The 13,645-nt window shown below is 72.1% G+C and carries 10 protein-coding genes; 1 reads left to right on the top strand and 9 read right to left on the bottom strand.

The window, feature by feature from the left end; genetic code table 11:
• Nucleotides 1-123: 123 nt before the first annotated feature.
• The 4 genes from C6376_RS32980 to C6376_RS32965 form a co-directional block, all read right to left on the bottom strand.
• A complete protein-coding gene (locus C6376_RS32980) occupies nucleotides 124-633 on the bottom strand; it encodes an O-acetyl-ADP-ribose deacetylase (protein WP_107446692.1) in 510 nt (169 codons plus the stop codon).
• A gap of 34 nt (nucleotides 634-667) precedes the next feature.
• Complete coding sequence (locus C6376_RS32975; protein ID WP_107449333.1) at nucleotides 668-2,080, bottom strand: NAD(P)/FAD-dependent oxidoreductase; 1,413 nt, start codon at nucleotides 2,078-2,080, stop codon at nucleotides 668-670.
• 463 nt (nucleotides 2,081-2,543) lie between these two features.
• Nucleotides 2,544-3,431: an inositol monophosphatase family protein gene (locus tag C6376_RS32970; RefSeq protein WP_107446691.1), complete on the bottom strand. Its 888-nt coding sequence runs from the start codon at nucleotides 3,429-3,431 to the stop codon at nucleotides 2,544-2,546.
• Between the two features lie 174 nt (nucleotides 3,432-3,605).
• Entirely contained in the window at nucleotides 3,606-5,435 is a 1,830-nt protein-coding gene (locus tag C6376_RS32965) for a gamma-glutamyltransferase family protein (protein WP_107446690.1), read from the bottom strand.
• 417 nt (nucleotides 5,436-5,852) lie between these two features.
• Between C6376_RS32965 and C6376_RS32960 the strand changes: the two genes are divergently transcribed.
• On the top strand, nucleotides 5,853-6,521 hold the full coding sequence (locus C6376_RS32960; RefSeq protein ID WP_107446689.1) for a hypothetical protein: 669 nt from the start codon (nucleotides 5,853-5,855) through the stop codon (nucleotides 6,519-6,521).
• 311 nt (nucleotides 6,522-6,832) lie between these two features.
• On the opposite strand, the gene C6376_RS32955 is transcribed toward C6376_RS32960, so the two are convergent.
• From C6376_RS32955 to C6376_RS32935, 5 genes are all read right to left on the bottom strand, one after another.
• Nucleotides 6,833-8,362, bottom strand: coding sequence for an NCS1 family nucleobase:cation symporter-1 (locus C6376_RS32955; protein ID WP_173985784.1), 1,530 nt, complete (start codon nucleotides 8,360-8,362; stop codon nucleotides 6,833-6,835).
• A gap of 124 nt (nucleotides 8,363-8,486) precedes the next feature.
• Nucleotides 8,487-9,506, bottom strand: coding sequence for a TIGR03842 family LLM class F420-dependent oxidoreductase (locus tag C6376_RS32950; protein ID WP_107446687.1), 1,020 nt, complete (start codon nucleotides 9,504-9,506; stop codon nucleotides 8,487-8,489).
• A gap of 11 nt (nucleotides 9,507-9,517) precedes the next feature.
• Nucleotides 9,518-10,921: a dihydropyrimidinase gene (gene hydA, locus C6376_RS32945; protein ID WP_107446686.1), complete on the bottom strand. Its 1,404-nt coding sequence runs from the start codon at nucleotides 10,919-10,921 to the stop codon at nucleotides 9,518-9,520.
• A 94-nt stretch (nucleotides 10,922-11,015) separates the two neighbouring features.
• Entirely contained in the window at nucleotides 11,016-11,858 is an 843-nt protein-coding gene (locus C6376_RS32940; protein WP_107446685.1) for a nitrilase-related carbon-nitrogen hydrolase, read from the bottom strand.
• Nucleotides 11,859-12,048: 190 nt separating this feature from the next.
• On the bottom strand, nucleotides 12,049-13,629 hold the full coding sequence (locus C6376_RS32935) for a PucR family transcriptional regulator (RefSeq protein WP_107446684.1): 1,581 nt from the start codon (nucleotides 13,627-13,629) through the stop codon (nucleotides 12,049-12,051).
• Nucleotides 13,630-13,645 lie beyond the last annotated feature (16 nt).

Raw genomic sequence — 13,645 nt, 5'->3', positions numbered from 1 at the left:
GTGTCGGCCCGTATTCGGCCCGTATCTCGTCGGCGCCCGTCCGGCGACGTCGCCGGACGGGCGCCTGCGCGACCGCGACCGCGTCCGCATCGGCGTCGGCGTCGGCCCGGTTCGTGGCGGGTGTCAGCCGACCCGGCCGGCGAAGGCGGCGTACGCCGACTCGTCGTAGAGCACGAACCTCACCTCGGTCACGGCCGTGCGCGCCGCCCGCACCGTCTCCACGGCGATCCGGGCGGCGTCGTCCATCGGCCAGCCGTAGATGCCCGCGGAGATCGCCGGGAAGGCCACCGTGTGGGCGCCCAGCTCGTCCGCGACCCGCAGCGACTGCCGGTAACAGGAGGCCAGCAGGTCCGAACGGTCCTCGGTGACGCTGTACACGGGGCCCACGGTGTGGATCACCCAGCGGGCGTCCAGATCGCCCGCCTTGGTGGCGACCGCCTGACCGGTGGGCAGGCCTTTGCCGTAGTGCGAGGCGCGCAGGCGGCGGCAGTCGGCGAGGATCTCGGGGCCGCCGCGGCGATGGACGGCGCCGTCGACGCCGCCCCCGCCGAGCAACGACGAGTTGGCCGCGTTGACGACGGCGTCCACGGACTGCAGGGTGATGTCGCCCTGGACGAGCGTGATCGTGGTCATGTCGGTGTGTATACCAACGCGCGGCGACCGCCGCTCACCCGTTCTGCCGCAGCCTCCGCCAGACGGCCTTGGCCGCGTTGTGGCCCGACATGCCGTGTACGCCCGGGCCGGGCGGCGTGGCCGAGGAGCACAGGAAGACGGCCGGGTGCGGGGTGGCGTACGGGAACGCGGTCAGCTTGGGGCGCAGCAGGATCTGGAGCCCGGAGACGGCTCCGGCGGCGATGTCCCCGCCGACGTAGTTGGCGTTGCGGGCGGCGAGTTCGGCGGGGCCGGCGGTGACCCGGGCCAGGACCCGGTCGCGGAATCCGGGTGCGAAGCGCTCCAGTTGGCGTTCCATGGCGTCGGTGAGGTCGCCGGTCCAGCCGTTGGGCACATGGCCGTACGCCCAGAACACGTGCTTGCCCTCCGGGGCGCGGGTCGGGTCGACGACGCCGGGCTGCACGGTGATCAGGAAGGGCCGGTCGGGCGCGCGCCCCTCCCGGGAGGGCGCTCGCAGCGCCGCGCCGATCTCCGCGCTGTCCGCGCCGATCTGCACGGTGCCGGCCCGCCGGGCCTCCTTTGCGGTCCAGGGGACGGGACCGTCGAGGGCATAGTCGATCTTGAAGACGCCGGGGCCGTACTTGTACCCCGCGTAGTAGTCGCCGAAGCCGGCGATGCGGCCGAGGGCGGTGGGCGAGGTGTCGAAGACGTAGGCGCGGGCGGGCGGCAGGTCGTCGAGGCGCTTGACCTCGTAGTCCGTGTGGACGCTGCCGCCGAGATCCTCGAGGTACGCGGCGAGGGCGTCGGAGAGGGACTGGGAGCCGCCGCGGACCACCGGCCAGCCGCGGGCGTGCGCGGAGAGGGCGAAGACCAGGCCGACGGCGCCGGTGGCGAACCCGTTCAACGGGGCCATGACATGGGCTACGAGACCGGCGAAGAGAGTCTTGGCCCGCTCGTCGTGGAAGCGGCGGGTGAGCCAGCTGGACGGGGGCAGGCCAACCAGGCCGAAACGGGCCAGGGTGAGCGGGTCGCGCGGGAGGGCGGTCAGCGGCAGCGACATGAAGTCGCGGACCAGGGCGTCCCACTTGGGCAGGAAGGGCTCGACCAGGCGGCGGTAGGGGCCCGCGTCACGCGGCCCGAAGGAGGCGGCCGTCTCCGCCACGGACCGGGACAGCACGGCGGCGCTGCCGTCGAGGAAGGGGTGGGCCATGGGCAGCTCGGGGTGCAGCCACTGCAGTCCGTAGCGCTCCAGGGGCAGGGCGCGGAAGGCGGGCGAGTTGATGCCCAGCGGGTGGGCGGCGGAGCACGGGTCGTGGCGGAAGCCCGGCAGGGTGAGCTCCTCGGTACGGGCGCCCCCGCCCACGGTGTCCCGCGCCTCGAAGAGCGCCACGGAGAAGCCGCGCCTGGCCAGCTCCACCGCTGCGGTCAGCCCGTTGGGCCCCGCTCCCACCACGACCGCATCGAGCATCGACGGCACTTCGACCCCTTCGTCAGCCGGTGACCTCCGACATCGGTGGCCCCCGCAATCAGGATATGCCGGGGGGTCCGCGAGACCTGCGGCGCGGGGGCTCGAAACCGGCCGGGAACCGACAGGCGCACGCCTGGACGCGGAGCGTCCCCGTGGCGGGCGGCGGCCCTCACCGGGCAGCGCGGCAGCCGCCGGGACACCCACCGACGCCGCGGCCGGCCGCCCAACCGGCCGGGCAGGCTCGGCGTCGAACACCCGGTAACCGCGCGACGCGGCCGGGGCTCTGGCGCAGCACGGCACGCCGCCCGACGCCCGCAAACCGCGAAAACCGGCCCGGACGCCATGCAGGGCGGTACGCCGACCGCACGAGGACGCCGATCCGCCCGGAAACCGCGTAACCCCGCCGGGACGCCACGCAGGCCGGCAGGCCGCACGCGCCGGCCGGGGCGGGACGCCCACAGGCTCAGACGGTGCGCCGGTGCGGCTCCGCGCCGGACGCCGTACGCCATTCGCCACCCGCGAGCAGCGCGGCCACGCGACGGGCCGTGGCCGCGTCCCGGGCTGCCGTGAACGGCAGGGAGTTGCCGCCCCTGACGCGGAACGGCTCGCCGGTGAGCGTGAGGTGGGCGCCGCCCGCCTCCTCGACCAGGAGCAGCCCGGCCGCATGGTCCCACGCCGCTTCCCAGGAGAAGGCCGTGGCGTCCAACTCGCCCCGGGCGACGGCGAGATACTCGAGGCCGGCCGAACCGCACGCGCGCGGTGCGACACCGTCCGTCCACAGCCCCAACAGGGCGCGCTTCTGGTCGTCGGTCGTGTAGTCGGGGTGTGAGGTGGCCACGGTCAGATCGCGGCCCGGCTCGGGCGGGCCGGCGAACAGCCGCTCGCCGTCGAGGAAGGCGCCGCCGCCGCGGACCGCCGTGGCCAGGAGGCCACGGGCCGGAGCATAGGTCCACGAGGCCAGCAGGACGCCGTGGCGGACGAGCGCGACCAGGGTGCAGAAGCCGTCGTCCCCGTGCACGAACTGCCGTGTGCCGTCGACGGGGTCGACGATCCAGACCGGTGTCCCGCCCTGTATCGCCTCGTACGTCGCCGGGTCGGCGTGCACCGCCTCCTCGCCGACGACGACCGACCCCGGCAGGAGGGCGCCCAGTGCCTTCGTGAGGTACAGCTCGGCGTTGCGGTCGGCGTCCGTCACCAGGTCGTGGGGGCCGTTCTTCTCGTCGACCTCGTGCGCGGCGAGCTGCCGGAAGCGCGGCATGATCTCGGCTGCGGCGGCGCGGCGGACCGCCTCCTCCACGTCGGCCGAGTGGCGGGCGAGAAACTCGTCGATGGTTTCCGTGTCTTCGATCATGCCTCCATGAGAGCACGCCCCACTGACAATCCCCGCCCGCCCGGTGCATCACGGGTGGAATCGGGATGAAGAACGGGAGCCCGCACGTCCGGGCGCGGGGCGGGCGCGGGCGCCGCCGGACCGCGAGCGGTCGCCGGACCGCGAGCGGTCCCGTCGGCGGCCCGTGGGCGCTTCTCAGCGGCCCACCGCGTACCCCTGCATCCCGCGCGGGTTCGCGGCCGCGGACAGGATTCCGGTCGCCGGATCGCGGGCGACGGCGCACAGACGGCCCTCGGACCAGGCGTCGCCGACGGTCACGCGATGACCGCGTCGCCGCAGCTCCCGCACCACCTCCGCCGGCATCCGGGACTCCACGGTGAGACTGCCCGGCCGCATGCCGCGCGGGAAGAAGGAACCGGGGAAGCCGTCGTTGTGCCAGTTGGGCGCGTCGATCGCCCCCTGCAGGTCGAGGGCGCCGCGCACCCGCGGGCGCAGGGCGACCCCCAGGAGGAAGTGCAGCTGCCACTGGTCCTGCTGGTCGCCGCCGGGTGTGCCGAACGCCATGACGGGGACCCCGTCGCGCAGCGCCAGCGACGGCGTGAGGGTGGTGCGCGGGCGGCGCCCCGGCGTGAGGGAGTTCGGCAGGCCCTCGTCCAGCCAGGTCATCTGCAGCCGGGTGCCGAGCGGGAAGCCCAGCTCGGGCACGACCGGGTTGGACTGGAGCCAGCCTCCGCTGGGCGTCGCCGCGATCATGTTGCCCCAGCGGTCGACGACGTCGAGGTGGCAGGTGTCGCCGCGGACGGCACCGTCCCCGGCGATTTCCGGCTCGCCGGGCACGGGCGACGCCGGCCCCTTGGCGACGGTCGGCTCGCCGGCGCCCGGGGGGCTGAGGGCGGGGTCGTCGGCGACGGTCACGTGCGCGTGCGCGCTCAGCCGCGGGAGGCGTCCGCCGGGGCTGCCGGGCCGCAGCTCGTACGACGCCTCGTCGCCGATCAGCCGCCGCCGCGCCGCGTTGTAACCGGCGCCGAGCAACGCCTCCAGCGGAACCTCGGCCGCGTCGCCGTACCAGGCCTCGCGGTCGGCCATGGCGAGTTTGCAGCCCTCCACCAGGAGATGGACGTAGGCGGCCGAGCCGTACGCGGGCAGTTCGGGCGGGAGCAGCGCCAACTGCTGCAGGAGGGCCGGACCCTGGCTCCAGGGTCCGGCCTTGCACACGGTCCAGCCGTTCCAGTCGTACGTCGACGGCGTCTCGTAGGACGCGGACCAGCCGGCGAGGTCGGCGGCCGTGAGCCTGCCGGTGTGGCGCTCGCCGCTGGTGTCCAGGGTGGGCCGGGCGGACTGGCGCACCAGCGCCTCGGCGACGAACCCGGACCGCCACACCTCCCGCGCGGCCTCGATCCGCGCCTCCCGGTCGCCCGCCGGGGCGGTCTCGGCGAGCAGCCGCTTCCAGGTGGCGGCGAGCGCCGGGTTGCGCAGCAGTTCACCGGGGCGCGGCGGCCGCCCGCCGGGCAGGTACACCTCCGCCGAAGAGGTCCACTCCGTCTCGAACAGCTCCCGTACCGTCTCGACGGTCGCGCCCACGTTCTCCACGGGCGCGTGCCCGTGCTCGGCGTACCCGATCGCGTACTTCAGCACGTCGTCGAGGGACCTGGTGCCGTAGTCCCGCAGGAGGAGCAGCCAGGCGTCGAACGCGCCGGGGACCGCGGCGGCGAGCGGTCCCGTCCCGGGCACGAGGTCCAGGCCGAGACCGCGGTAGTGCGCGACCGTCGCCCCGGCCGGCGCCACGCCCTGCCCGCACAGCACGCGCACCTCGCCGCCGGCCGGGGCGAGCAGGATCGGGACCTCTCCGGCGGGCCCGTTGAGGTGCGGCTCGACGACGTGCAGCACGAACGCCCCGGCCACGGCCGCGTCATAGGCGTTGCCGCCGTCCTCCAGCACGGCCATCGCCGACTGCGAGGCCAGCCAGTGCGTCGAGGAGACCATGCCGAAGGTGCCCTGAAGGGTGGGGCGGGTGGTGAACTGCATCTCTCACCTCGGTGTCCGCGTGCGTCGGTCGACCACCCAACTTAGGGCGAGCCGTGGGGAGAACACGGGGAGAACGAGTGCGAGACCGGTTCTCCCCGGGGAGCCGTTCCCCCCTCTGCCCCGAACCAGCCGTCGCCGGCGGCGGCGTCGCCCCGACGGAGACCGGCCCCGTGCTGCGGGACCGGGAGGCCTGGCGGTCGTCGCTCCGGCCCACCCCCGCGCCCCGCGTCCCCGCTACCGGCACTGCGCCCCCTATGCACCATGAAAGGACATGATGTCCCGGTAGATCCTGGCCCCTTCGTCATCGCGCGGCCACGGAGCGAGTTCACACTTCCGCCCCACAGGGAGTCGTGTGACACTGGCGTCTGCTGTCCGCACTGCGGACCCCGTCCGCACCGTCCCCCACGAAAGTGCTCCGTGCGCTCCCTCCCACTGCCGCTCGCCCTCACCGCGCGTCTGACCCCGGTGGTCGTGCTCGCCTGCGCGGGCTGGGCGATGTCGTCCGGCCCGCTCGACGAACCGCAGGACACCGCGCGCAAGGACACGCAGAACACCCGGCCCGACGAGACGTCCGCGCCGTCCTCCACCGCCGTCTCCAAGACGTACGCCGCCGCGCCCGCGCCGTGCGCCGGTGTGGCCGTGAAGACGGTCGCCGCGCTCGTGCCGGGCGCCAAGGCGGCGGGCAAGGAGATCCCGTCCACGGACACCGCGCTGCGCCGCACCTGCTCCTGGAACGCGCTCAAGGGCTACGACTACCGCTGGCTCGACATCTCCTTCGAGATCGCGGAGTCGGACGAGGCGGCGCAGAACTCGTACAAGGAGCGCACCAAGGAGAAGAGCGGCGGCGGGGCGGTTCCGGGGCTCGGCGACGAGGGCTACTCGGTGGTGAACCTCACGACCGAGGACAAGCAGCAGACCCGAGAGGGCGTGGTCATCGCCCGGGTGGCCAACGCGCTGGTGATCGTCAACTACAACGGCAGCGACTTCGAGACGAAGAAGGCGCCGGCCACCGACGAGATCAACAAGGGCGCGATCAAGGCCGCGAAGGAAGCGGTGGCCGCCCTGCAGAGCGGCGGCAAGACCTGAGGGCAGCGCGGTCCGTTCGTCTCCTGCGGTCCGCGACACGGCACGTGCACGGCACGGAGTCCGCGTCACGGAGAACGCGGCTTGCACCTCACCGCGTCCGCGCGTCACCGTGGACGAGGCTCGGTCCTCATCGCGTCCGCGCGCGTCACGGCTCACGACGCCGGCCCCTCACCGCGTCCGCGCGTCACGCACTTCGACATCGGGCACCTGCCCGGAGCGACGCCGGGCGTCCCGGCCTGACGCCGCCCGAGCGGCGGAGGGACGCCGGGCGGCACGCGCGCGGGGAGACGCGCGTGCCGCGGACGCCCGTCTCAGACGGTGCTTTCCTCCCGTCGGTCGCGCGGCAGCATCAGGGCCAGGTACACCACGATCGAGGTGCCCAGTCCGACGGCCCAGCCGTAGTCGGCGAGAGGTTCCAGCGCCGGGATCGGACGGCCGTCGAACAGCGGTTTGAAGCTTGCGCCGCCGATCGCGAGGACGCCGCCCACCACGAAGGCGGCCACCGCCCGCCAGTTCCAGCCGTCGGCGTACCAGTAGCGGCCGCCGGCCCGGTACAGGTCGGTCAGGTCGAGTCTGCCGCGGCGCAGGATCCAGTAGTCGGCGATGAGGATGCCGGCGACCGTGCCCAGCAGACCGCCGACCAGGCCGAGCCAGGTGAAGATGTAGCCCTGCGGGTCGGAGTACAGCTTCCAGGGGAAGATCAGCACGCCGAGCACGCAGGTGACGAGTGCGCCGGTGCGGAAACTGACCTTCCGGGGAGCGACGTTGGAGAAGTCGAAGGCCGGGGACACCAGGTTGGCCGCGATGTTCACCGACAGGGTCGCCACCAGCACCGTCACCAGAGCGAAGAGCAGCCCGACGGCGTTGTCCGTCTTGGCGGCGAGCTGTACCGGGTCCCAGATCGTCTCGCCGTACACGGCCTGCGAGCCGGAGGTGACCATCACCGACAGCAGCGCGAACAACGTCATCGTCGTCGGGAGACCGAGAGCCTGTCCCCAGGTCTGCGCCTTCTGCGACTTCCCGTAACGGGTGAAGTCGGGGATGTTCAGCGACAGCGTCGACCAGAAGCCGATCATGCCCATGAGGGAAGGCCAGAAGAGTTTCCAGAAGTCGCCGCCCCAGCCGAGCTTGGAGGGCTGGTCCAGCAACGGGCCGAAACCGCCTGCTTTGTTGCTCATCCAGATCAGCATGACGAGCGCGCCGACGAGGACGAAGGGAGCCGCCCAGTTCTCGAAGCGGCGGATCGTCTCCATGCCCCGGTAGATGATCGCCACCTGGATCACCCAGAAGATCGCGAACGACAGCCACATGGTCCAGGCGTAGCCGCCGATCTTCCCGGCGTCGCTCCAGCCGCCGCCGATCAGCTTCCCGGCGAGGAAGTAGATCGCCTCACCGCCGATCCAGGTCTGGATGCCGAACCAGCCGCACGCCACCAACGCCCTCACCACGGCCGGGAGGTTGGCGCCGCGGATGCCGAAGGAGGCACGGGCGAAGACCGGGAAGGGGATGCCGTACTTGGGTCCCGCGTGCCCGGTGAGCAGCATCGGCACCAGCACGATCACGTTGGCCAGGGCGATGGTGAACACCGCCTGCTTCCAGTCCATGCCGACGGCGATCAGACCGGAGGCCAGGGTCCACGACGCCGTGTTGTGGGCCATGCCGACCCACAGCGCGGAGAAGTTGTAGGTGGTCCAGGTGCGCTTCTCCACCGGGACCGGGAGCAGGTCCTCGTTGGCGTAGGGACCGCTGGGCGGCGGGGAACCCGGGGCGAGCTCGACGCGCCCGTCGGAAAGGGTGACTTGGTCGGCCATGGGTATGGCCGTGGGAGCGGTGTCGGTCATGGGCAGGCCAATCAAACGAGGGGCGGATCCGGAAAGGCCGTGCGGGTCTCCGGCCCCCTCTCCCGGGACGGCGGGAGAGGGGAGAACTGGAGTGGGGGGATGGGGAGTTGAGCGGGGGGACGGGTCAGCCGTTGACGGCCGGGATCACCGTCGCGCCGTAGGCGTCGATGACCTTCTCCTGCGCGTCGTGCATGTCGTAGACGGCGAACTGGTCGACGCCGAGGTCGCGCAGGGCGTTCAGCTTCTCGATGTGCTTCTCGACCGGTCCGACGATGCAGAACCGGTCGACGATCTCGTCGGGCACGAACGCGGTGTCGGGGTTGTCGCTGCGTCCGTGGTGCGAGTAGTCGTACCCCTGCCGGGCCTTGATGTAGTCGGTGAGTTCCTCGGGGACCTGCGAGGAGTGCTCACCGTACTTCGACACCAGGTCGGCCACATGGTTGCCGACCATGCCGCCGAACCACCGGCACTGCTCGCGGGCGTGCGCCAGCGCCTGCGGAGAGTCGTCGTCGGTGACGTACGCAGGGGCGGCCACGCAGATCCGGACCTCGTCCGGGTCGCGTCCGGCGGCGACCGCCGCGTCCTTCACGGCCTTCACCATGTACTCGGTGAGATACAGGTCGGCGAGCTGGAGGATGAAGCCGTCGGCCTCCTCGCCGGTCATCTTCAGCGCCTTGGGCCCGTACGCGGCCATCCAGACGGGCAGCCGGGCGTCGTCCTTGATCCAGGGGAACCGCACGACCGTCCCGCCGAGGTCCGCCTCCTGGCCCGAGCCGAGCGCACGGATGACCTTCATGGCCTCGCTGATCCGGGCGAGGGTGTTGGGGGCGCGGCCGGCGACGCGCATGGCGGAGTCGCCGCGGCCGATGCCGCAGACGGTGCGGTTGCCGAACATGTCGTTGAGGGTGGCGAAGGTGGAGGCGGTGACCTCCCAGGTACGGGTGCCCGGGTTGGTCACCATGGGGCCGACGGTCAGCCTGTCGGTGTTCGCGAGGATCTGACTGTAGATCACGAACGGTTCCTGCCAGAGCACGGCCGAGTCGAAGGTCCAGCCGTGAGTGAAGCCGTTCCGCTCGGCGCGCTGCATCAGGTCGACGACCTTGGAGGCCGGCGGGTCGGTCTGCAGGACGAGTCCGAAGTCCATGGGCGCTGCTCCTAGTTGAGGTACTGGCAGGTGGAGCGCGGGGTGTAGACGCCGTGTCCGGCGTGTCCGGTGTACTCCCGCTCGGTGATGACGAGTTCGCCCCGCGACAGCACCGTCTCGACGCGGCCGGTGATCCGCTTGCCCTCGTAGGCCGAGTAGTCGACGTTCATGTGGTGGGTCCCGGCGGAGACGGTCTGCTCGGCCTGCGGGTCGTAGATCACGACGTCGGCGTCGGCGCCCGGGGCGATGGTGCCCTTCTTGGGGTACATGCCGAACATGCGGGCGGGGGTGGCGCAGGCGATCTCGATCCAGCGGCGGCGGCTGATGTGCCCGTCGACGACGGCCTGGTGGAGCAGGTCCATACGGTTCTCGACGCCCGGCAGGCCGTTGGGGATCTTCGAGAAGTCGCCCCGGCCGAGCTCCTTCTGCCCCTCGAAGCAGAAGGGGCAGTGGTCGGTGGAGACGACCTGGAGGTCGTTGGTCCGCAGGCCCTGCCACAGCTTGGCCTGGTGCTCCCTCGGCCGCAGCGGGGTGCTGCACACGTACTTCGAGCCCTCGAAGCCTGGTTCGGCGAGGTTGTCGGTCGACAGGAACAGATACTGCGGACAGGTCTCGCCGAAGACGTTCAGTCCTTCGTCGCGCGCCCTGGCCAGTTCCGCAACCGCTTCCATCGCCGATACGTGCACCACGTACAGCGGCGCGCCGGCGACCTGCGCGAGCTTGATCGCGCGATGGGTGGCCTCGGCCTCCAGGAGGGCCTTGCGGACCTCGCCGTGGTACCTCGGGTCCGTCTCGCCGCGCGCGAGCGCCTGTTCGACCAGGACGTCGATGGCGATGCCGTTCTCCGCGTGCATCATGATCAGTCCGCCGTTCTCGGCGGAGCGCTGCATGGCGCGCAGGATCTGGCCGTCGTCGCTGTAGAAGACGCCGGGGTAGGCCATGAACTGCTTGAAGGAGGTGACGCCCTCCTCCACCAGGTGGTCCATCTCCTTGAGCGTGTCCTGGTTCACGTCGGAGACGATCATGTGGAAGCCGTAGTCGATCGCGCAGTTGCCCTCGGCCTTCGCGTGCCAGGCGTCGAGGCCTTCACGCAGGCTGTGCCCGACGCTCTGCACGGCGAAGTCGACGATGGTCGTCGTGCCGCCCCAGGCGGCGGCCCGGGTGCCGGTCTCGAAGGTGTCGGAGGCGAAGGTGCCGCCGAACGGCAGCTCCATGTGGGTGTGGACGTCCACCCCGCCCGGGATCACGTACTTCCCGGTGGCGTCGACGACCCTCTCGGCGGTCCAGGCCCCGGCGGCCGGGGTGCCGGAGGCGGCGAGGGCGGCGATGCGGCCGTCCTCGATCAGGACGTCGGCGTGGATCTCGTCGGACGCGGTGATGACGAGACCACCCCGGATGACGGTTCGGCTGCTCATTCTCCCTCTCCTGCCGTGTTCAGCACTGTCGTCGTGTCTGAGGGGTGCCGCCGGTCCGGCCCCCGTGCTCCGGACCGGCGGCGGTCGCGGCCGGCTACGGTGCGGTGAGCGGGCCGTAGGCCTCCGGACGGCGGTCGCGGTAGAACTGCCAGCGGTCGCGGACCGCGCGCAGCTTCGCCATGTCGAGGTCGCGGACGACGAGTTCGGGTTCCTTGTCGCTGGCCACCTCCCCGACGAACTGGGCCTCCGGGTCCACGAAGTACGAGGTCCCGTAGAAGTCGTTGTCGCCGAGCTCCTCGACGCCGACCCGGTTGATCGCGCCGACGAAGTACTCGTTGGCGACCGCCGCCGCCGGCTGCTCCAGCTGCCACAGGTACGCGGACAGACCTCGGGAGGTCGCCGACGGGTTGAAGACGATCTCGGCGCCCTCGAGTCCCAGCGCGCGCCAGCCCTCGGGGAAGTGGCGGTCGTAGCAGATGTAGACGCCGATCCTCCCGACGGCCGTCTCGAAGACCGGCCAGCCGGCGTTCCCGGGGCGGAAGTAGAACTTCTCCCAGAACCCCTTCACCTGGGGGATGTGGTGCTTGCGGTACTTGCCGAGGTAGGAGCCGTCCGCGTCGATCACGGCCGCGGTGTTGTAGAGGACGCCGGGCTGCTCCTCCTCGTACATCGGCAGCACCAGGACGATGCCGTGCTCCCTGGCGAGCGCCTGGAAACGCTCGACGATCGGGCCGTCGGGGATCTGTTCGGCGTACTCGTAGAACTGCGGGTCCTGGACCTGGCAGAAGTAGGGTCCGTAGAACAGCTCCTGGAAACACAGGACCTGAGCACCCTGCGCGGCCGCGTCGCGGACCGCCTGCTCGTGCACCCGGATCATCGATTCCTTGTCGCCGGTCCAGGCCGTCTGGAAGACGGCGGCACGGATCACTCTGCTCATCGGGACCTCCGGTCGCTCGGTGTACGAGGAGCCTAGGAAGCCGACCGGCCTGCTTTGAGTTGCACGGTGTCACGCCTGCGCGCGTCCGTCGTGTCACCGTGTCACGTCTTCCCGGACCCATGTTTCACCACCGTTTTCCCAGGTCGTTCCATGTTTCTCAGCTGTTTCCCGTACCCCGGCGGCGCGGCGGTCAGCTCTGCTGTGCGTCGTGCGCGAGGAGCGCGATGTGCACCGAGGCGGCCTGTTCGAAGTCGTCGAGGTCCACGCCCAGCCGGCCCTCTATCGCCTCCAGCCGGCGGTACAGCGCCGGCCGGGAGACGTGGTGGAGCTGGGCGGTGCGGGACTTGTTGCGGCCGGTGGCCAGATACGTCCGCAGGACGGCCAGCAGGTCGTCCCCGGACGCGCACAGCAGTCCGTCCAGCTCTCGCTCGGCGAACGACTGCACGTGCGGGTCGTCCCGCAGCAGCCGGATCAGTCCGCGCAGGTGGACGTCCTTGAGCCGGACGACGAGCGGCAGGTCGAGGACGGCGGCCGAGTCGGCGACGGCGTCCGCGACGTGCTGGGCCTCGCGCAGCCCGGCGGGCACCTCGTCCCAGACGGTCCGCGGACCGGCCGCCGCGACGATCGTGCGGGCCCGGCCCGACTCGGTGCGCAGCCGGGTCGCGAAGTGGGCGGCGAGCGCCTCGGCGTCCTGGTCGCGGGCGAGGCTGAGCAGCACCGCCGTCGCCCCGTCCGCGAGTTCCGCGAACAGTCCCGGCAGCCCCAACAACCGCAGCACGCGGTCGAGTCGGTCGAGAGCGACGTCCCGCACGACGAGCGGCACGAAGGTGCGCCGGTTGACCGGGAGGCCCGCCGCCCGGGCCCGGGGCAGCAGGTGGCGCGCCGGGACGACGCCGGAGACCAGATCCGTGAGCAGGCTCTGCGCGGACTGTTCCTCCCAGGTGTGGGCGAAGGCTCCGCCGAGCATGCGGTGCAGCACCAGCGCCTCGGCGGCCCGGTCGGCGAGCAGCCGTCCGCCCGCGGTGTCGCCGCGGTACCCGCAGAGCATGATCTGCCCCCAGCGTTCGCCGCGGCCGCCGAGTTCGGCGCGGATCCAGCCGTCCCCCTCGGTGCCTCCTGCCTGACGGGCGATGCGTTCCCAGTCCCGCAGCACGTCGTCGACGGCCGGCCGCTCCCCCGCCGTGGCCAGCACCCGGTGGGCGAGGTTGGTGACGACGACGGGGCAGGCGGCGTGCTGGGCGATCTCGTCGAGCAGCAGTTGCAGCGGGGCGCCCGCGGTGATCAGCGCGGTGAGCGCGGTCCGCACGGCCTCCGAGAGGCTGACGGCGGCGAACTTGCGCCGCACCAGCCGGGACTGCACCTCCTCCGTCAACTCGGCGAAGGGGAAGGGCCGGTGCAGCACGATCATCGGCAGCCCGCAACGTTCGGCGGCCCGCCGCATCGCGTCGGGCGTGGTCGGGAACGCCCGCCCGAGGCCCAGCACTACGGCCGCGGCCTCGGCGCGGTGCAGGGAGCGGACGTACTCGGTCTGGGCGCTCTCGTCGCCGGCGAGCAGCACCCCGGTGGTGAGGACCATCTCGCCGCCGGTCAGCATCACGCCGACGTCGGCCGCCTCGGCGACGTGCACCCAGCGCACCGGCCGGTCGAGCCGGCCGGCGCCCGCCACCACTTCGGGTTCGCCGGCCAGAACCCTTTCCAGGGACAGGACCTGACGGACCGACAGGGCGGGTTCCAGCGGTTCCACGGGCCCCCGGGGCAGGGCAATGGTCATGGCGATGTGTTCCCTT

Source organism: Streptomyces sp. P3 (assembly GCF_003032475.1).
GTDB lineage: Bacteria > Actinomycetota > Actinomycetes > Streptomycetales > Streptomycetaceae > Streptomyces.
This window is presented reverse-complemented; position numbering and strand designations above follow the sequence as displayed.